The sequence below is a fragment of the Helicobacter pylori genome (assembly GCF_030323545.1).
GTDB classification, from domain to species: Bacteria; Campylobacterota; Campylobacteria; order Campylobacterales; family Helicobacteraceae; genus Helicobacter; species Helicobacter pylori_CO.
This window is the reverse complement of the sequence record NZ_CP122954.1, coordinates 1,386,648-1,405,323: the sequence shown is the minus strand read 5'-3', so window position 1 is coordinate 1,405,323 and position 18,676 is coordinate 1,386,648. Positions and strand designations below refer to the sequence as shown.

General features: G+C 39.3%; 19 protein-coding genes and 1 pseudogene. 11 read left to right on the top strand and 9 right to left on the bottom strand.

Going from position 1 to position 18,676, the window contains the following annotated elements:
• Positions 1-48: 48 nt before the first annotated feature.
• Complete coding sequence (locus tag QAP06_RS06735; RefSeq protein WP_286465553.1) at positions 49-1,170, bottom strand: DUF874 family protein; 1,122 nt, start codon at positions 1,168-1,170, stop codon at positions 49-51.
• A 98-nt stretch (positions 1,171-1,268) separates the two neighbouring features.
• Positions 1,269-3,707 carry a pyruvate, water dikinase gene (gene ppsA, locus QAP06_RS06730; protein WP_140447850.1) on the bottom strand — a complete coding sequence of 813 codons (2,439 nt, stop codon included), beginning with the start codon at positions 3,705-3,707 and terminating at the stop codon, positions 1,269-1,271.
• Positions 3,708-3,892: 185 nt separating this feature from the next.
• On the opposite strand from ppsA, the gene QAP06_RS06725 reads away from it, so the two are divergent.
• From QAP06_RS06725 to QAP06_RS06690, 8 genes are all read left to right on the top strand, one after another.
• On the top strand, positions 3,893-4,024 hold the full coding sequence (locus QAP06_RS06725; RefSeq protein WP_001892720.1) for a hypothetical protein: 132 nt from the start codon (positions 3,893-3,895) through the stop codon (positions 4,022-4,024).
• 40 nt (positions 4,025-4,064) lie between these two features.
• Entirely contained in the window at positions 4,065-5,903 is a 1,839-nt protein-coding gene (thrS, locus tag QAP06_RS06720; RefSeq protein ID WP_286465552.1) for a threonine--tRNA ligase, read from the top strand.
• Positions 5,900-6,511: a translation initiation factor IF-3 gene (gene infC, locus QAP06_RS06715; protein WP_000089219.1), complete on the top strand. Its 612-nt coding sequence runs from the start codon at positions 5,900-5,902 to the stop codon at positions 6,509-6,511. Before thrS ends, infC begins: the two co-directional genes overlap by 4 nt.
• A complete protein-coding gene (gene rpmI / locus QAP06_RS06710; RefSeq protein ID WP_001125542.1) occupies positions 6,492-6,686 on the top strand; it encodes a 50S ribosomal protein L35 in 195 nt (64 codons plus the stop codon). The genes infC and rpmI overlap by 20 nt, the downstream gene beginning before the upstream one ends.
• Before the next feature lie 94 nt (positions 6,687-6,780).
• Complete coding sequence (rplT, locus tag QAP06_RS06705; protein ID WP_001264172.1) at positions 6,781-7,131, top strand: 50S ribosomal protein L20; 351 nt, start codon at positions 6,781-6,783, stop codon at positions 7,129-7,131.
• A 198-nt stretch (positions 7,132-7,329) separates the two neighbouring features.
• On the top strand, positions 7,330-8,190 hold the full coding sequence (locus QAP06_RS06700) for an outer membrane protein (protein WP_000750237.1): 861 nt from the start codon (positions 7,330-7,332) through the stop codon (positions 8,188-8,190).
• A 311-nt stretch (positions 8,191-8,501) separates the two neighbouring features.
• Complete coding sequence (locus QAP06_RS06695; protein ID WP_286465551.1) at positions 8,502-8,933, top strand: DUF1104 domain-containing protein; 432 nt, start codon at positions 8,502-8,504, stop codon at positions 8,931-8,933.
• A 137-nt stretch (positions 8,934-9,070) separates the two neighbouring features.
• The gene (locus QAP06_RS06690) at positions 9,071-9,250 is read left to right on the top strand and encodes a hypothetical protein (RefSeq protein ID WP_286465550.1); all 180 of its coding nucleotides are present in this window, start codon (positions 9,071-9,073) and stop codon (positions 9,248-9,250) included.
• On the opposite strand, the pseudogene QAP06_RS06685 reads toward QAP06_RS06690, so the two are convergent.
• Positions 9,230-9,421 (bottom strand): annotated as a pseudogene (locus QAP06_RS06685) (hypothetical protein). The gene QAP06_RS06690 and the pseudogene QAP06_RS06685 overlap by 21 nt on opposite strands.
• Between QAP06_RS06685 and QAP06_RS06680 the strand changes: the two are divergent.
• Positions 9,345-10,205 carry a hypothetical protein gene (locus QAP06_RS06680; RefSeq protein ID WP_286465549.1) on the top strand — a complete coding sequence of 287 codons (861 nt, stop codon included), beginning with the start codon at positions 9,345-9,347 and terminating at the stop codon, positions 10,203-10,205. The pseudogene QAP06_RS06685 and the gene QAP06_RS06680 overlap by 77 nt on opposite strands.
• Before the next feature lie 581 nt (positions 10,206-10,786).
• On the opposite strand, the gene QAP06_RS06675 is transcribed toward QAP06_RS06680, so the two are convergent.
• Together QAP06_RS06675 and QAP06_RS06670 are read right to left on the bottom strand one after the other, a co-directional pair.
• Positions 10,787-12,154 (bottom strand): L-serine ammonia-lyase, encoded by a 1,368-nt coding sequence (locus tag QAP06_RS06675; RefSeq protein WP_286465548.1) that lies wholly within the window; start codon positions 12,152-12,154, stop codon positions 10,787-10,789.
• A complete protein-coding gene (locus QAP06_RS06670; protein ID WP_286465546.1) occupies positions 12,154-13,395 on the bottom strand; it encodes a serine/threonine transporter in 1,242 nt (413 codons plus the stop codon). The genes QAP06_RS06675 and QAP06_RS06670 overlap by 1 nt, the downstream gene beginning before the upstream one ends.
• A 181-nt stretch (positions 13,396-13,576) precedes the next feature.
• Here QAP06_RS06670 and QAP06_RS06665 point away from each other — a divergent pair, with 181 nt between their 5' ends.
• On the top strand, positions 13,577-14,926 hold the full coding sequence (locus tag QAP06_RS06665; RefSeq protein WP_286465545.1) for a class II 3-deoxy-7-phosphoheptulonate synthase: 1,350 nt from the start codon (positions 13,577-13,579) through the stop codon (positions 14,924-14,926).
• A 78-nt stretch (positions 14,927-15,004) separates the two neighbouring features.
• Complete coding sequence (locus QAP06_RS06660; protein ID WP_001222899.1) at positions 15,005-15,139, top strand: HP0135 family lipoprotein; 135 nt, start codon at positions 15,005-15,007, stop codon at positions 15,137-15,139.
• A gap of 238 nt (positions 15,140-15,377) precedes the next feature.
• Here the strand turns inward: QAP06_RS06660 and QAP06_RS06655 are convergent, their stop codons facing one another.
• Genes QAP06_RS06655 through QAP06_RS06640 form a run of 4 tightly spaced genes read right to left on the bottom strand, consistent with a single transcriptional unit; the run spans position 15,378 to position 18,676 of the window.
• Complete coding sequence (locus QAP06_RS06655; protein WP_000412979.1) at positions 15,378-15,836, bottom strand: peroxiredoxin; 459 nt, start codon at positions 15,834-15,836, stop codon at positions 15,378-15,380.
• 9 nt (positions 15,837-15,845) lie between these two features.
• Positions 15,846-16,481 (bottom strand): LutC/YkgG family protein, encoded by a 636-nt coding sequence (locus QAP06_RS06650; RefSeq protein ID WP_033763711.1) that lies wholly within the window; start codon positions 16,479-16,481, stop codon positions 15,846-15,848.
• On the bottom strand, positions 16,474-17,919 hold the full coding sequence (locus QAP06_RS06645; RefSeq protein WP_286465540.1) for a LutB/LldF family L-lactate oxidation iron-sulfur protein: 1,446 nt from the start codon (positions 17,917-17,919) through the stop codon (positions 16,474-16,476). The genes QAP06_RS06650 and QAP06_RS06645 overlap by 8 nt, the downstream gene beginning before the upstream one ends.
• Before the next feature lie 28 nt (positions 17,920-17,947).
• Positions 17,948-18,676: a (Fe-S)-binding protein gene (locus tag QAP06_RS06640; protein ID WP_000867259.1), complete on the bottom strand. Its 729-nt coding sequence runs from the start codon at positions 18,674-18,676 to the stop codon at positions 17,948-17,950.

The following is an 18,676-nucleotide window of genomic DNA, read 5'->3' as shown; positions in this document are numbered from 1 at the left end:
ATGATCTCAAAAGCCGACAGATCATTAAAAACTTAATGTTTTTAAGCGCTACATCCTTTTACTATAGCCATAACCCGCTTTTTCTGCTTTTTTCTCGGTATTAGCAACTACTTTTATTTCTTTATTGACATCAGCAAATATTTTTTGAACGAACAAAAGGCTTTGAGAGGTTGAAAGGTTGGCTTGTGTTTTTCTCATTTCAAGCATTTTAGCTTGAGCTTTAGAGCGTATTTTTAGATTTTCGTTTTGCCATTCTTCTGTAACCTTAAAATCTCTAGGATCTAGTTCTAAATAGGCGATAGAACTTGGTTTATAAAAATCCACTTGTTTAGCGATAGCTTTTTGTGAATAGGGCAGAGATTCTAATTCTTTTTGCAAATAAGCTACAAGCTCTTGCGCTTTTGATCCTCTTTGAGAGCGGGGTTGTTTGGAGTTTGGAAGGTGTTTTGGCTCTTTAGGGGTTTGATTGGTTTTTGTAGGTTTAGGGGTTTTGCATTCAGCTTCTATTTCTATAGCAATACCACCCTTAATCCCTAATTTTTTAATAAAGAATTGACTATGATTTTCTTGGCAATTTTGTTCTGCTTTTTCAACCAAATCTTTCTGTGTATTGCTTGTCTTTTGTTTTTCTTGTTCTGCTTTTATTTGACTATTAGCGAGTTCTATCCCACTCTTGTTTGTTTTCTGTCTTTCTTGTTCTAACTCTATCTCACTCTTATTTGTCTTTTGCCTTTCTTGTTCTAACTCTATCCCACTCTTGTTTGTTTTCTGTCTTTCTTGTTCTAGTTCTATTTGTTTATCAATATCACCAGCATTACAAGCGGCTAACAATAAACTTGTCGCTATGGTTAATCCTGAATATTTCCACCAATTGATTTGATTTTCTTTTTCAGTTTGTTTGGATTTATCTTGGACTTTATCGTCTAATTCTTTTGCTCTCTTGCATGCAACATGGGTTAATACTACTAACGCCACATTGCTTTTCTTGGGGTGTTTTTTGAAAAGCTCTCTGACTTTCTTTACAATTTTTGTAAAAATCCCACCAATTGATCGGAGTGTATTTGTAATGGTGCTCACTTGTTTAAAATGAGTCTCTTTACTTGTCTTTGTGTTAGCCATCTCTGTGTTCTTGCTAACTTTATTTGTTTTTCCTATTTTTACTGATTCCATTACCAACCTTTTTTTTAAAAAATAATCTTACCCATCAAAACTACATCATGGAAACCAATACGAAAAAACCCACTCAAGTTAGATCAACCCCTTTATTATCAATGTGCAGTTAAGCCATGTTCTTTCAACTCTTTTTCTAACTTGGCTACAGCGTTCCAAGTGGGGATCACGCTATCGGGGTTTAAAGAAATGGAAGTGATGCCCTCTTTGACTAAAAACTCTGTCACTTCAGGGTAATCGCTTGGGGCTTGCCCGCAAATCCCGCAATATTTGTTGTGCCTTTTACAAGCTTCAATCGCTTTTTTAAACATTTTTAGCATCGCTTCATTCCTTTCATCAAAGACATGGCTGACCAATTCGCTGTCTCTATCCACGCCTAAAGTGAGCTGGGTTAAATCATTAGAGCCAATAGAAAAGCCATCAAACAAGCTTAAGAAATCATCAGCCAAAATGACATTCACCGGTAATTCGCACATGATGTAAATTTCAAGCCCGTTTTTACCGGATTCTAAATTGTTTTTTCTTAAGATTTCTAGGACTTTTTTACCCTCTTCAATGGTGCGCAAAAAAGGGATCATCACTTTCATGTTGGTTAATCCCATTTCTTCTCTCACTAACGCTAAAGCTTCACACTCCCATGAAAACGCTTCATTATAGCTTTCTGAATAATACCGACTAGCCCCCCTATAGCCAAGCATGGGATTTTCTTCATTAGGCTCATAGCTAGAGCCGCCAAGCATGCGCATGTATTCATTGGATTTGAAATCGCTCGTTCTCACAATCACAGGTTTAGGGTAAAACGCTGCACTGATCATGCCAATGCCTTCAGCGATTTTTTTCACAAAAAAATCTTTAGGGTTAGCATAGCCTGCCATGAGGTTTTCAATTTCATTTTTTTCTTTCACGCTTTTTTTGTGGTGCAAATCCACTAAGGCTAAAGGGTGGGCTTTGATTTGATTTAAAATAATCATTTCCATTCTGGCTAGCCCTACGCCGTGATTAGGGAGCTGAGAAAAGCCAAAGGCTTTTTCAGGGTTTCCAATGTTAATGTAAATTTTTGTTTGCGTTTCTTGCATGTTAGAAAGCTCCACCCTTTCAATTTCATGCTCATAAATGCCCGCATACACATAGCCCTCTTCGCCCTCAGCGCAAGAAACCGTGATTTCCATGCCGGTATAAAGGCTATCAGTCGCCCCGCTCACCCCAACAATCGCTGGCACGCCAATTTCTCTAGCCACAATAGCGGCATGGCAAGTGCGCCCCCCACGATTGGTGATAACCGCGCTCGCTTTTTTCATGCAAGGCTCCCAGTCTGGGTCGGTGTTATCCGTAACTAAAATTTCGCCCTCTTTAAAAGAATTCATGTGCTCCAAATCATTGATGATACGCACTTTCCCTGAGCCAATTTTACTCCCAATCGCTCTGCCTTGTAAGATAATCTCTTTCTTTTCGTTAGGGTTTTTGAATTTGAATTTTTCAAAGACTTGACTTTCTTCTTTGGTTTTTTGGCTTTGAACGGTTTCTGGGCGCGCTTGAACGATAAAGATTTCCCCGCTATCGCCATCTTTAGCCCATTCTATATCCATAGGGCGGTATTGTTTGGCTTCTTTAGAGTAATGTTTTTCAATTTCAATGGCGTATTTGGCTAAAATCAGCACGTCTTCATCGCTCAGTGAAAAGGATTGCCATTCTTTTTTGGTGGTTTTAATGTTTCTGGTGGGGTGTTCGCTACCCCTTGGGGCATAGACCATTTTTTGCGTTTTGTTGCCGAGTTGGCGTTTGATAATGGGGCGTTTGTTTTGCTCTAAAGTGGGCTTAAACACATAAAATTCATCAGGGTTTATCGTGCCGCCCACCACATTTTCGCCTAACCCCCACGCTGAAGTGATAAATACCGCATCCTTAAAGCCGGTTTCGGTGTCAATAGAAAACATCACGCCCGCGCTACCTTTATCCGCTCGCACCATTTTTTGCACCCCCACACTCAAGGCGACTTTTAAATGATCAAACCCACGGCTCGCTCTATAGCTAATCGCTCTATCGGTAAAAAGCGACGCTAAACAGGATTTGATATAGTGGATCAATTCTGTTTTACCCTTAATGTTTAAATAGGTGTCTTGCTGCCCGGCAAAAGAAGCGTCCGGCAAATCTTCTGCGGTAGCGGAGCTTCTTACCGCCACATCGGCTTCTTTCATGTGGTATTGCTGGCTTAAAATTTCATAAGCTTGAAAAATCTCATCTCTTAAATCGCTAGGAAAAGGCGTGCCAAAAATAAGCTCTCTGATTTGTTTGGAGCGGATTTTTAACACATCAATTTCCGTGGCATCAACATTCTCTAAAAGCTCTATGATTTTTTGCTTAGCCCCCCCTTGCTCTAAAAGATACCAATACGCTTCGCTTGTGATCGCAAAGCCATCAGGCACTTTGATGCCAATAGGCACTAATTCTTGAAACATCTCACCAATGCTAGCGTTCTTGCCCCCAACCAGATTCACATTCTTATTGTTCAACTCTTTGAAAAACTTGATATATCGCACAAAACTCCCTTAAAAATGATCATTAAGTCTCTTAAAACAAAAATATAATAATGATAGCATGATAGAGCTTTAGTTTTAGCCAGTTTGTATTCCAAGCTTTTTAATAAGGGGTGTATTCTTTTTGGTTTATGATTTTATTGTATAATGGGCGGTTAGTTAGGTATTTTTGAATAGAAAGGGTGGTTTTGTATAGGCGGTTGTTATTGAATTTGCTTTGTATGGTGTTTTTACAAGCGTGTTTAAAGCCTATGAGCGACCCTAAAGCTGAGAAAGTGGATTCGCAAGTGCAATGTGGGTTTGGCTCAAAAGATTGCTAAATTTTAAGGTTTATAAGAAAGGAAACATAAGTTTTAAAGAATGAGTGCGGAACTGATTGCTGTTTATAAAGATGAGCAAATAATAGATTTAGAGGGCGCGAAGGTCTTAGGGCTGAGCGATGGGATTAAAGCGTTAAAAGGGAGCGAGCCGATATATTTTGATGATTCGCCTTTGGCTTTAGAAGTGATCAGGCATTCATGTGCGCATTTGCTTGCACAAAGCTTGAAAGCCCTTTATCCGGACGCAAAATTTTTTGTAGGCCCTGTGGTAGAAGAGGGGTTTTATTACGATTTTAAGACTGCTTCAAAAATCAGCGAAGAGGATTTGCCTAAAATTGAAGCGAAAATGAAAGAATTTGCGAAGTTAAAGCTCGCTATCACTAAAGAGGTTTTAACCAGAGAGCAAGCCTTGGAGCGTTTTAAGGGCGATGAATTAAAGCATGCGGTCATGAGTAAAATCAGTGGCGATGCATTTGGCGTGTATCAACAAGGCGAGTTTGAAGATTTGTGTAAGGGGCCGCATCTCCCAAACACTCGTTTTTTAAACCATTTCAAGCTCACTAAACTGGCTGGGGCTTATTTGGGTGGCGATGAAAACAATGAAATGCTCATTAGAATCTATGGCATCGCTTTTGCCACTAAAGAGGGCTTAAAAGACTACCTTTTCCAAATAGAAGAAGCGAAAAAACGAGATCACAGAAAGTTAGGCGTGGAGCTAGGACTTTTTAGTTTTGATGATGAGATAGGGGCGGGCTTACCCTTATGGCTGCCTAAAGGGGCAAGACTCAGAAAACGCATTGAAGATTTATTGAGTAAAGCGTTACTTTTAAGAGGCTATGAGCCGGTTAAAGGTCCTGAGATTTTAAAGAGCGATGTGTGGAAAATCAGCGGGCATTATGACAACTATAAAGAAAACATGTATTTCACCACGATTGATGAGCAAGAATACGGCATAAAGCCTATGAATTGCGTGGGGCATATTAAAGTCTATCAAAGCGCTTTACACAGCTACAGAGATTTGCCCTTAAGGTTTTATGAATACGGCGTGGTGCATCGGCACGAAAAAAGTGGCGTGTTGCATGGGCTTTTAAGGGTTAGGGAATTTACCCAAGATGATGCGCATATTTTTTGCTCTTTTGAACAGATTCAAAGCGAAGTGAGCGCGATTTTAGATTTTACGCATAAGATCATGCAAGCGTTTGATTTTAGCTATGAAATGGAATTATCCACAAGGCCGGCTAAATCCATAGGCGATGATAAAGTGTGGGAAAAGGCCACTAACGCTTTAAAAGAAGCCCTAAAAGAGCACCGCATTGATTACAAGATTGATGAAGGCGGAGGGGCTTTCTATGGGCCTAAGATTGACATTAAGATCACTGACGCTTTAAAGCGTAAATGGCAGTGCGGCACGATTCAAGTGGATATGAATTTGCCTGAACGCTTCAAGCTCGCTTTCACTAATGAGCATAATCACGCTGAACAGCCGGTGATGATCCACAGAGCGATTTTAGGCTCGTTTGAAAGGTTTATTGCGATTTTGAGCGAACATTTTGGGGGGAATTTCCCTTTCTTTGTCGCGCCCACTCAAATTGCTCTCATTCCTATTAATGAAGAGCATCATGTTTTTGCTTTGAAATTAAAAGAGGCACTAAAAAAGCGCGATATTTTTGTAGAAGTGCTGGATAAAAACGACAGCTTGAATAAAAAGGTACGCTTAGCCGAAAAGCAAAAAATCCCTATGATTTTAGTGTTAGGGAATGAAGAAGTGGAAACAGAAATTTTATCCATTAGAGACAGAGAAAAACAAGCTCAATATAAAATACCCTTAAAGGAGTTTTTAAACATGGTTGAATCTAAGATGCAAGAGGTTAGTTTTTGAGTAGAAACGAAGTGTTGTTAAACGGAGACATTAATTTTAAAGAAGTGCGTTGCGTGGGCGATAATGGCGAAGTGTATGGGATCATTTCTTCCAAAGAAGCGCTCAATATCGCTCAAAATTTAGGTTTGGATTTGGTTTTGATTTCAGCGAGCGCGAAACCTCCCGTGTGCAAGGTGATGGATTATAATAAATTCCGCTACCAGAATGAAAAGAAAATCAAGGAAGCCAAGAAAAAGCAAAAGCAAATTGAAATCAAAGAGATCAAGCTTTCCACTCAAATCGCGCAAAACGATATTAACTACAAAGTCAAGCATGCGAGAGAATTTATTGAATCCAATAAGCATGTCAAATTCAAAGTGGTTTTAAAGGGTAGGGAGAGCCAAAACTCAAAAGCCGGGCTTGATGTGCTTTTTAGGGTCCAAACGATGATGCAAGATTTAGCCAACCCTGAAAAAGAGCCAAAAACCGAGGGGCGTTTTGTTTCGTGGATGTTTGTGCCTAAGGCTAAAGAAGCCCCCAAAAACGAAAAGAAAACCAAAGAAAATAACCCGCCTTTTAATCGTATTAACCTTATGAAAGGAGAAAATCATGCCAAAAATGAAGACTAATCGCGGCGCGTCTAAGCGTTTCAAAGTTAAAAAAAACTTGATTAAGCGTGGCAGTGCTTTTAAAAGCCATATTTTGACTAAAAAAAGCCCTAAGCGTAAAGCCAATCTAAACGCGCCAAAACATGTGCATCACACTAACGCGCATTCTGTCATGTCGTTGCTTTGCAGGGCTTGAGAATGCTGATTAGAAAGTGGAGTTAATCCCCTTATTTAAGGGAAAGTCGTTGTAAAAACGCACCTAAAAATATTTTAAAAAGAAAGGTAAAGAAATGAGAGTTAAAACAGGCGTTGTGCGCAGAAGACGCCATAAAAAAGTCTTAAAACTCGCTAGAGGGTTTTATAGTGGCAGAAGAAAGCATTTTAGAAAGGCTAAAGAACAGCTTGAAAGAAGCATGTATTACGCCTTTAGGGATCGCAAACAAAAGAAAAGAGAATTCAGGAGTTTGTGGGTGGTAAGGATCAATGCGGCTTGCAGAATGCACAATACAAGCTATTCGCGCTTCATGCATGCCTTGAAAGTGGCTGGCGTGGAGTTAGACCGCAAGGTTTTAGCAGACATGGCGATGAATGACATGCAAGCTTTTGAGAGCGTGTTAGAGAGCGTGAAAGAGCATCTTTAATCTCTATTGGCTGTTAGGTTTTAGTTTTAGCCTAAAAAAGGGAGAGGATTTAGGACTTTTTACTAAAAAGTTCCTAAAATTGATTTTTGTTTCAATTTATTCTCATTCAATCGCTACATTTAATCAAAAAGAAAGCAATTTTATAGTAGAATGTAGCATTTAGAACTCAAGTAGAGAAAATGTAGAAGGAAGGAATACATGAAGAAATCTGTTATAGTAGGTGCTGTCTCTCTAGCAATGACAAGCTTATTGTCAGCGGAGACCCCTAAGCAAGAAAAAGCTATTAAGACTAGCCCTACCAAAAAAGGTGAAAGAAATGCTGCTTTTATAGGGATTGATTACCAGTTGGGTATGCTTAGCACTACCGCTCAAAATTGTTCCCATGGGAATTGTAATGGTAATCAAAGTGGGGCTTATGGCTCTAATACGCCTAACATGCCTACAGCGTCAAACCCAACAGGAGGTCTTACTCATGGTGCTCTAGGGACTCGTGGGTATAAGGGCTTAAGCAATCAGCAATACGCTATCAATGGTTTTGGTTTTGTTGTAGGGTATAAGCATTTTTTTAAGAAATCCCCGCAATTTGGAATGCGTTATTACGGATTCTTTGATTTTGCAAGCTCTTATTATAAGTATTACACTTATAATGATTATGGTATGAGAGACGCTCGCAAGGGTTCTCAAAGTTTCATGTTTGGCTATGGGGCTGGCACAGATGTGTTGTTTAACCCGGCTATTTTCAATCGTGAGAACTTGCATTTTGGGTTTTTCGTTGGCGTTGCGATCGGTGGCACCTCTTGGGGTCCAACAAATTATTATTTTAAGGACCTAGCTGATGAATACAGAGGGAGTTTCCACCCATCAAATTTCCAGGTCTTAGTTAATGGTGGGATCCGATTAGGCACTAAACACCAAGGTTTTGAAATTGGCTTGAAAATCCAAACTATTCGCAACAATTATTATACCGCTAGTGCGGATAATGTGCCTGAAGGGACTACTTATAGATTCACCTTCCACCGCCCCTATGCCTTTTATTGGCGTTACATTGTAAGCTTTTAAGGTGTTTTAGGGTTAATCTTATGGGGGCATAGAAAAGGGCTTTTGCTCTTTATGGCCTTTTATAGTTTTCTTGTATCAAAGGCTTCAAAAAATCAATACGGCATAAAAATTAAAGCACAATCCTTACAGGCAATTAAACTTACCAACAACAGCACACAAACAAATCTTTGAAAAATCAAAAATGAATTAATGATTTTAACGGAGCGCTGATCATAAAATCTAAAAATCAATTCGCTGTTAAAGCACTGTAAGTTATCTTTAATCAATCAAATGATAGAATTTGTCTTTTATTTTTGAATTGGGAGCATTTGATGAAAAAATTGGCGTTTTCTTTATTATTTACAGGGACTTTTTTGGGGCTTTTTTTGAATGCGAGCGATTTTAAGAGCATGGATGACAAGCAACTATTAGAGCAAGCAGGGAAAGTTGCTCCTAGCGAAGTTCCAGAGTTTCGCGCAGAAATCAATAAGCGATTAGCAGTGATGAAAGAAGAAGAGCGTAAAAAATATAAAGCGGATTTTAAGAAAGCGATGGATAAAAATTTAGCTTCTTTAAGCCAAGAAGATCGCAACAAGCGTAAAAAAGAAATTCTTGAAGTGATTGCTAACAAAAAGAAAACAATGACCATGAAAGAATATCGTGAAGAGGGGCTAGATTTGCACGATTGCGCATGTGAAGGTCCTTTTCACGATCATGAAAAAAAGGGAAAGAAAGGGAAAAAACCAAACCATCATGAGCATTAACGCTTAAGGTGTGCTGACTTTTTGATTTTTGTGAAGCCACGCCGTAAGTCCCTAGCTTTTGGCTAGGGGGATATAAGGCGTTTTTTTGTTATGATTCGTCATAGCGTTTGGGCATTGACTCTTAAAATAGAGGCTACTTGCCTGGTGAGTGGGCTTTGCTACTCTTAAAATCCTTTAGCTGTGAAGGGCATGCCAATTTTTTAGAGTTAAAGTTTTTGGAGTGTTTGTATTTTTTGGATATTTATAGTATCATACCCAATAGTAAAGACCCTTTGAAAGTCTGTATTTTAAGACGGCTAAAACAGCTTGAATTCTAGGTGGTTTTTTATCAATAGAAGAAGATTTCAAAAGAGAGCTTATGAAGAACAGTATTTATTTTTGTTGCGGTTATATATTTATTAGGAGTTTGGTGTGAAACGGATTTTATTTTTTTTAGTAGCTACGACTTTTTTGTTGAGAGCAGAAACGGATTCTGCCACTATTAACACTACGATTGATCCCAATGTTATGTTTTCTGAAAGCTCCACAGGGAATGTGAAAAAAGACCGCAAGAGGGTTTTAAAGAGCATGGTTAATTTGGAAAAAGAGCGCGTGAAGAATTTTAACCAGTATTCTGAAACCAAGATGAGTAAGGGCGACTTATCCGCTTTTGGAGCTTTCTTTAAGGGGAGTTTGGAAAGTTGCGTGGATCAAAAGATTTGTTATTATGAGCATAGAAATGGCAAGGTTTCTTTTGTGGTGAATGACAGGGAGAAGTTTTATAAACATGTGCTTAAAGACTTAGGGACAGAGCTTTCACTCCCTTTGTTTAACTGGCTTTACAAAGGCTCGGATTTTGGGGCTTTGCATGAGCAGTTTGGGGATATGTATGATGGGTATATCAAATATTTGATCAGCATGGTTAGGATAAGCCAAAGAGAAAAGACTAAAAAACTGGATGCAGTCACTCTTAAAAAAATGGAAGATCAGGCTGAGAAAGACACTAAGGCAGCGTTTCAAAAGAGGAGTAGTGGGGAGATTCAAGACCATACTGATAGCCCTGAATTTATAAGCTATTCTAAGAATACACAGAACGCTTCTAATTCGGATCTAGATCCTACGACCAATGCTAACGCGCTCAAAGAAACAGCTTCAAAAGAGCCGGAGACTTCTTCAAAGAAAGAGAAAAAACCTAAGAAAAAACGCCGTCTTTCAAAGAAAGAAAAGCAACAACAAGCCTTGCAACAAGAGTTTGAAAAACAAATTAGCGACTCTAGTAAGTCTGAAAAATAGCTAACTTACTTTTTTAGTAGGGGGCTTTAAATGAGTCTCTTAAACACTCCTTTTTAAGCTTTTAGCTCCCTATCACTCCGTTCTGTGTTAGGACTATCTTTTTTAAAAACCACCGCTTTTTTAAAACCTTTAGACTTTAAGCTTTTTAGTTTTTTTGCGGTAAGCTTAAGGTTTTGTTGCGCAAAAATCTTTGAAATACAGCGGTTGATAGAGTTAAACATAACCTTAAGACATTCCAACGCATTTTATAAAGCCTATAAAATTTTTAATGGAGTATTGGTAATCAAATGAATGCCTTTGAGTGTTTTTTACAATCAAAATAAAAGAGCCTGCACCAACATAATTTCTCATAACGCACTCTTATAGGGTTAGGGGGAGTTATTTCAAAATACCTCCTTATCCCCTTATGAGTTTTAAATAAACTTTTTACTATAAAATGGAATCCAGAACAATAAAATAACGCTTTAAAACCCTATGTTTAAAATTTTTGAAGGATATTAAAGTTGGATAAAGCTTGTTTGCATTTGATAAAAATAAAGCCTTTTTTAGGAAATAAAACCCCTAAAGATTAGAGCTATCCATTAGCATTCTAAAGTCTTAGCTAACCCCCCTAACGATGTCTCTTTGTATTTTTCATTCATGTCTTTTCCGGTCGCATACATCGTAGCGATCACTTCATCTAGGCTCACTTTAGGCTTGTATTCATCTTCTAGGGCTAATTTAGAAGCACTGATCGCTTTAATCGCTCCTAAAACATTGCGCTCAATGCAAGGGATTTGCACCAAGCCCCCCACCGGATCGCATGTCAATCCTAAATGGTGTTCCATAGCGATTTCACTAGCGATTAAAACCTGTTGCGTGGTCGCTTGGCACAAACAGGCTAACCCCCCCGCAGCCATAGAGCTTGCCACGCCAATTTCAGCCTGACACCCCGCTTCTGCACCGCTTAAGGAAGCGTTTTTCTTGTAAAGATAGCCAATCGCTGCACTGGTGAGTAAAAAATCATTGATGACCTTTTGCGATAAATTTTCAAACAAATGGTTTTTAGCGTATAAAAGCACGCTTGGCACCACCGCGCACGCTCCATTAGTGGGAGCGGTTACCACCTTTCCTCCACTAGCGTTTTCTTCAGCAATGGCGCGAGCGTAAAGCGAAATGTAATCAATCAACGCTAAGGGGTCTTTCCCACTTGTGGGGTGTTTTTCTAAACGCGCTTTAATGCTTGGAGCTAATCGTGTTACTCTCAAAGAACCGGGCAGATACTTTTCTTTAGAATTAGCCCCATTATCATAACACTCAAGCATCGCATGATAAATTTTAGCCATCATTGCATCAGGGCGGTTTTTGAGAGCGTCTTCTCTCAAACGCACGATTTCAGCGATGTTTTTTTGGTGTTTTTGGCATAATTCTAGCAATTCCTTAGCGCTTGAAAAATCATAGGCAATACTTCCATTCCCGCTCTCTTCAGACAAGTTGTCTAATTCTTTTTCAGTATAGACAAACCCTCCACCGACAGAATAATAAGTCTCTTCTTTTAAAACCTCATTTTTAGTGTTAAAAGCTTTTAGAATGAGAGCGTTTTGGTGTTTGGCTAAAGGTTTATTGTCAAAAATCAAATCTTTAGAATAATCAAAATGGATGCGATGCTGGTTAGCGAGTTTTAAAACCTTGTTTTCAAAAACTTCATGCAATAAGGCTTTTTTGGTTGTTACCTCTAATTCGTTAGCATAAATACCATGCAAGCCAATTAAAACCGCCTCATCGCTCAAATGCCCTTTGCCGGTTAAAGCTAATGAGCCATGCAAGGTGATTTGAACGCGCGCAACCTGCTCTAAAACGCCTTTTAACAACCCGCAAAATCTCGCTCCCGCTTCCATAGGCCCTATGGTGTGTGAAGAGCTAGGCCCCACGCCGATTTTAAAAATGGATAAAATAGAAAAACTAGCCATTAAAATAGTCCTAAAAACACGCTCAAAGCCGTTAAGCTCCCAAAGACAAACACAAAAATATCCACTTTGAAATTTCTAAAACGCTTCAAACTAGAAACGCTATAAAAAGCTATCATGGGCATCACAAACAGAATGAGCGCGATAATGGGGCCGCCTAAATTCTCAATAAAATCCAAGATATTAGGGTTAATATAAGCCACAATCGTGATAGTCAGCCATAAAAAAATCGTTACGCTAACGCCCAAGGTTTTAGAAGCTTTTTTCAATTTTAAACTTTGAATGATAATGCCTTCTAAACCCTCTTTAGCCCCATAATAATGCCCAAAAAAAGATGAAAAAATTGCTAAAAAAGCCACCACAGGCCCCGCATAATTGATTAAAGGGTTGTTTAAAGTGTTAGCAAAATAGCTTAAAATGGGGATATTTTGTTCCCTTGCTTTCACAAAATCATCAGCATTCAAGCACATGACGCACGAAAACACAAAAAACATCACAAACCCTAAAAGCATCAGCGATGTCCCTAATTCAATTTGATTGAGTTTATACTCTTTGAAAGCACCGTATTCTTTTCCCACATTTTGGGTGAAGGTTGAAATAATGGGGCTATGGTTGAATGAAAACACAAGCACCGGTAAGGTTAGCCAAATCGCTAACACAAATTCTTTAAAACTCGGCACCACAAAAAGATTAGCGCCTTGCCAATAAGGGATAAGATACAAAGAAAAAAGCAATAAAATCAAGCATAAAGGATACACTAAAGCGTTACAAATGCGCGTAACAATCGTAGCGTTAAAAACCATCACCAACATCATTAAAGAAACTAACACCACAGCCAGTAAGCCCCGATGAAAAGGTACTAAATGCAACTGGTTAGTGAAAAAATGATCAAACACATTAGTGATACCCACCCCATAAGCCAAGCAAATAGGATAAATCGCCAAGAAATAAAGCAAAGTGATAAGAAAACCCCATTGAGCGCCAAAATGAGAGCGAACGACCATGGTGATGTCTTCTCTGTCTTTAGATCCTATGAAATAAGCTAAAGCTCTATGCCCTAGATAAGTTAAAGGGAAGATGATCGCACTCATCACCACAATAGCCCATATCCCATGCCCACCGGCTCTAATAGGCAAAAATAAAATCCCAGCCCCCACCGCCGTGCCAAATAAAGACGCTATCCAACGCAAATCAAACAAATTGAGTTTTTTAGGATCTCTTATGACCGCTTTTTCTTGTGCCATGCTATTAAACCGCCCTTTTATCGTGTTAAAGAGTTCTCATTGTAGCATAAAGCTTTTTATGATTGGGGTTTTTTGAGATTAGGGGGGTGGTTTTTAGCGTGCATTTATTTTCTAAAATCCACGATTTAACCCGCACAAGCTATAATAACGCTTAAAAAAAGATTAATAAAGGATGGTAGAAATGTCAAACACAACTTGGTCGCCCGCTTCATGGCATTCTTTTAAGATAGAGCAACACCCCACTTATAAAGATAAACAAGAATTAGAAAGGGTCAAAAAAGAATTGCGCTCTTACCCTCCCTTAGTGTTTGCTGGCGAAGCGAGGAACTTGCAAGAGCGCTTAGCTCAAGTCATTGACAATAAGGCGTTTTTATTGCAAGGGGGCGATTGCGCTGAGTCGTTTTCTCAATTTAGTGCTAACCGAATTAGGGACATGTTTAAAGTGATGATGCAAATGGCGATTGTCTTAACTTTTGCTGGCTCTATACCGATCGTGAAAGTGGGGCGCATTGCCGGGCAATTTGCCAAGCCTCGCTCCAATGCGACTGAAATACTAGATAATGAAGAAGTGCTAAGCTATAGGGGGGATATTATCAATGGGATTTCCAAAAAAGAAAGAGAGCCAAAGCCTGAAAGAATGCTTAAAGCTTATCATCAAAGCGTAGCGACTTTAAACCTTATCAGAGCTTTTGCTCAAGGCGGGTTAGCCAATTTAGAGCAAGTGCATCGTTTCAATTTGGATTTTGTCAAAAACAACGACTTTGGGCAAAAATACCAGCAAATCGCTGACCGAATCACGCAAGCTTTAGGGTTCATGCAAGCATGCGGGGTGGAGATAGAAAAAACGCCTATTCTTAGGGAAGTGGAATTTTACACCAGCCACGAAGCGTTACTGCTCCATTATGAAGAGCCTTTGGTGCGTAAGGATAGTTTGACTAACCAGTTTTATGATTGCTCCGCGCACATGCTGTGGATTGGCGAAAGGACAAGAGACCCTAAGGGTGCGCATGTGGAGTTTTTAAGGGGGGTTTGTAACCCTATTGGCGTGAAAATCGGGCCTAATGCGAGCGCGGGCGAAGTGTTAGAATTGTGCGATGTTTTAAACCCGCATAACATTAAGGGGCGTTTGAATTTGATCGTGCGCATGGGTTCTAAGACGATTAAAGAGCGTTTACCTAAACTTTTACAAGGGGTGTTGAAAGAAAAACGCCATATTTTATGGAGCATTGATCCCATGCATGGCAACACGGTTAAAACCAGCTTGGGGGTTAAAACAAGGGCTTTTGATAGCGTGTTAGATGAAGTGAAAAGCTTTTTTGAAATCCATAGGGCTGAAGGGAGTTTGGCTTCAGGGGTTCATTTGGAAATGACAGGTGAGAATGTTACAGAATGTATCGGTGGCTCGCAAGCGATCACCGAAGAGGGTTTGAGTTGCCATTACTATACGCAATGCGATCCAAGGCTAAACGCTACCCAAGCCCTAGAACTCGCTTTTTTAATCGCTGACATGCTTAAAAAACAACATGCTTAGTTAAAAAGAGATTAATCTTTTTTTAACTCTTTTACTTTATAATTATCGTAAGCATTTTAATATTCAAAGGAGCTTGAAATGAGAATTTCTCTTTTAGCTGTAATTTTAGCGTTATTGTTTGTGGCTTGCCACGAAACTAAAAAACAAATCTTACAAAACGAAGCCGATAGCACCCCTTCAGAAAAAACCATTTGGCAACCTGAACAAAAATAAAAATTGTAAAAATACTCAAAAGCGTTTTTAAAATAACACAATCAAAAAGCTAGTGGGTGGTCGTCTTTTGTAAAGCGGTCTTAAGGGCTATTAAAGGGGAATGATTTCAAAACACCCCCTATCATCCCTTATGAGTTTTATTATAAAACTAAAACAAAATTTAAAACAACAAGTTTTTAAAAGTGAGAGAATGGCTAAAAAATCTCAAATTAAAACGGGCGAAAGTTAGAAAGTTAAACTACAAACTCTCTAAAACCTTTTGAGCATGCCCTTTCGCTTTGACATTGTAGAAGCATTTTTCTAAAACGCCTTGCGTGTTGATAATGAAAGTGGAGCGGATAATCCCCAAATGCTCCTTCCCATAAAGCATGCGTTTGCCATAAGCTTTGTAAAGATTGGCGGCTTTTTTATCTTCATCGCAGAGCAAGATCACATTCAAAGAGCATTGGCTGATAAATTTTTGATGCGATTGAGCGTTATCAGGGCTTACGCCTACGACAACAGCGTTTTTCTTTTCAAATTCACTAAACAGAGTGCTAAAGTCTTTGGCTTCTAGAGTGCATCCGGGGGTGTTGTCTTTAGGGTAGAAATACAGAACCACTTTTTTATGGAGCAAATCTTTTAAAGAAATCTCTACGCCATCGCTGTTTTTCAACCTGAAATCAGGGGCTAATTGCCCCACTTCTAATTTTTCCATTCGTATCCTTTAGTAGAGAATGATAGCGACTTTTTGAGGCCCATGCACCCCAAAAACGGTTTTTAATTCAATATCGGCTGTCCGGCTAGGCCCGCCAATAAGGAGCATGTTGGTGGGTAATACGCCGTTTTTACTTTGGTTTTTTAAAGCTTGCACGCCTTCGCTTAAATTGCGTACAATGGATTCTTTTTTCAATAAGATAATGCAATTAAGGGTAATGAGCGAAAGCAATCGTGGGCTTGCATGCGAAGAAACCGCCCCGATCATGCCCAAGCTTGAAATCCCACAAACCCCATGCAATAAAGCCGTATCAATCTCAAACAACTCTTCACGCATCGCTTCAATTTCTTTATCATAAGGCTGTAAAGTAAAATCCTTAAACGCTTCAAAATTCAAATTTAAATCTGTAGAGTGTAAGACTTTTTTGCTCTTAAAATTTTCTAAAGCCTTTAAAATTGCTTGCTCTAAATTTTCTTTAGCGCTTTCAATGACTTCAGCTTTATTCAACACTTGGAAATGTTTGTATTCTTCCACCAAGTCTTCAAACTCCACTTTAATGATATTCCTATAAATAGGGTTTGCTCCCTGAATGGCATGCTTGGCTCTGGCTTCTTTAATGCACTTTAAAATAAGCTCTTTACTCATAAATCACCCCCTCTAAGTGTTGGACTTTTGCATGCAAGCTTGTGTCTATATTGGGTAAGGTTCTCACGCTCGCCCACTCTTTGACTAAAGGCAGTATGGGAGCTAAAAGCTTGCCTAAAGGCGAGAAAAATTGAGCCATTTTCAATTGGAAGCGCCATTTAGCCCCATCGCTTGCCATTTTGGCAAACATTTTCATAGAGAATTTTTCCATCCCGCTGTGTTGGGTGCTTTTAGCCCCCTTAACTACGCCTCTGCCCTCGCCCACTTTATCGGATCGTAAATCTCTAATGAGTTCGGCTAAAGGGATTTCTACAGGGCAAACTTCAGTGCAACGCCCGCAAAGGCTGCACAAATTAGGGATATGCCCGTAATTATTCAAGCCAAAGAGTTGGGGGGATACCACCACGCCTATAGGGCCAGGATAAGTAGAAAGATAGGCATGTCCACCGATTTTATCATACACAGGGCAGTGGTTCAAACAAGTCCCGCAACGAATACATGAAAGAGCGCGGTAATACTTTTCATCAGCCAAAATATTAGAGCGGTTGTTGTCTAATAAAATAATGTGGGCTTCTTTAGGGCCGTCTAAATCGCCCTCTTTTCTAGGGCCTGTGATGATGTTTTGATAACATGTGATAGGCACACCCACAGCGCTTGGAGCGAGCAGATTGTTTAAAATCGCCGCATCATCAAAGCTTTCTACTAATTTTTCAATCCCGCAAATAGCGACATGCACATCGCATGCGGTGGTGCTCATGCGACCATTGCCTTCATTTTCCACTAACCAGATCGCTCCCTCATTAGCGATAGCGAAATTCACCCCACTGATCCCCATTTTAAAGCTTTCAAATTCTTTGCGCATGTGTTTTCTGGCGATCGCATTAAGCTTTTCAGGTTCTTCTTCATAAGCGGCGTTGAGTTTTTCTTCAAAAATCTTACCGATTTGCTTGCGGTTTTTATGGATAGCCGGCACGACAATATGCACAGGGTGTTCATTAATGAGCTGGATAATCAATTCGCCCAAATCCGTTTCTTGCGCTTGAATGCCCTTTTCTTTGAGGTAATGGTTCAAGCCAATTTCTTCGCTCGCCATGGATTTTTGCTTTAAAATGCGCTTGATATTCTTTTCTTTAGCGAGGTTGTAAATGATTTCATTAGCTTCATTGCCGTCTTTAGCGTAATGGATTTTAAAGCCGTTTTGAGTGGCGTTTTTTTCAAACAATTCCAAATATTCATCAAGCCTGGATAAGATTTTAAGCTTGACTTCTTTGCCTAATTCCCTTAAATTTTCCCACTCGCTGTAACGATTCTTAATCAAATTCTTGCGATTAACCCTTAAGGTATCCATTGCAGAACGCAAATTTTCCCTTAATTGCATATCGCCTAATTGGTCGGTGATGATTTCTTCGTATTCTTGGTCGCTATGGTATTTTTCCATGATTATTCCTTAAAACAATTCTTTAATGTTAAAGCCCAAGCCTTGAGACTAAAAAGTCATAAAAATGCATGGGTTTTGTTAGAGAGCCCATTTTTTGCATAGCGGTGCTGATATTCATCAAACACCCAGCATCCGCTGAAACAATCACATCCACCTGACGGCTTTCTATGTCTTTAATCTTTTCTTTGACCATAACCGCTGAAATTTCAGGCTCTTTAACCGAAAAAGTCCCTCCAAACCCGCAGCATTCTTCTTCTTTTTCCAATTCAATGAGTTCCACATTTTTAAGCTGTCTGATGAGGTTTTTCGCCGAGTCAATCACTTTAGCCACCCTTAAGGCATGGCAATTAGAATGCCATGTGATTTTAAGGGGTTCGCCCTTATCTTCATACTTGACTTGCAATTTTTTATCCAAAAATTCGCTTAATTCATACACCCTAGAGCAAAAATCTTTAACCATGTTGAATTCCGCATGCCCTTCAAACAATTCCAAATAATCATGCCGCATCATCCCCGTGCATGAACCACTCGGTAAAATAATAGGGTAGTCGTTATTGGAATAAAGTTTGATATTGTATAAAACGACTTTTTTTGTCTCTTCATAATACCCTGAGTTGTAGCTTGGCTGGCCGCAACAAGTCTGGTCTTTTTTAAAAACCACTTCCAAATTTTCCTTACGGAGTAATTTGATAGCGTTAAGCGATGCGTTGCTGTATATGGCTGCTCCTAGACAAGTAGCAAAGAAATTGACTTTCAA

Bases quoted from the DNA above. Each gene is read 5' to 3' on its own strand.
- QAP06_RS06735 (WP_286465553.1), bottom strand. From the start codon at position 1,170: ATGGAATCAGTAAAAATAGGAAAAACAAATAAAGTTAGCAAGAACACA.
- thrS (WP_286465552.1), top strand. From the start codon at position 4,065: ATGAGTGCGGAACTGATTGCTGTTTATAAAGATGAGCAAATAATAGAT.
- rpmI (WP_001125542.1), top strand. From the start codon at position 6,492: ATGCCAAAAATGAAGACTAATCGCGGCGCGTCTAAGCGTTTCAAAGTT.
- rplT (WP_001264172.1), top strand. From the start codon at position 6,781: ATGAGAGTTAAAACAGGCGTTGTGCGCAGAAGACGCCATAAAAAAGTC.
- QAP06_RS06700 (WP_000750237.1), top strand. From the start codon at position 7,330: ATGAAGAAATCTGTTATAGTAGGTGCTGTCTCTCTAGCAATGACAAGC.
- QAP06_RS06695 (WP_286465551.1), top strand. From the start codon at position 8,502: ATGAAAAAATTGGCGTTTTCTTTATTATTTACAGGGACTTTTTTGGGG.
- QAP06_RS06675 (WP_286465548.1), bottom strand. From the start codon at position 12,154: ATGGCTAGTTTTTCTATTTTATCCATTTTTAAAATCGGCGTGGGGCCT.
- QAP06_RS06670 (WP_286465546.1), bottom strand. From the start codon at position 13,395: ATGGCACAAGAAAAAGCGGTCATAAGAGATCCTAAAAAACTCAATTTG.
- QAP06_RS06665 (WP_286465545.1), top strand. From the start codon at position 13,577: ATGTCAAACACAACTTGGTCGCCCGCTTCATGGCATTCTTTTAAGATA.
- QAP06_RS06660 (WP_001222899.1), top strand. From the start codon at position 15,005: ATGAGAATTTCTCTTTTAGCTGTAATTTTAGCGTTATTGTTTGTGGCT.
- QAP06_RS06655 (WP_000412979.1), bottom strand. From the start codon at position 15,836: ATGGAAAAATTAGAAGTGGGGCAATTAGCCCCTGATTTCAGGTTGAAA.
- QAP06_RS06650 (WP_033763711.1), bottom strand. From the start codon at position 16,481: ATGAGTAAAGAGCTTATTTTAAAGTGCATTAAAGAAGCCAGAGCCAAG.
- QAP06_RS06645 (WP_286465540.1), bottom strand. From the start codon at position 17,919: ATGGAAAAATACCATAGCGACCAAGAATACGAAGAAATCATCACCGAC.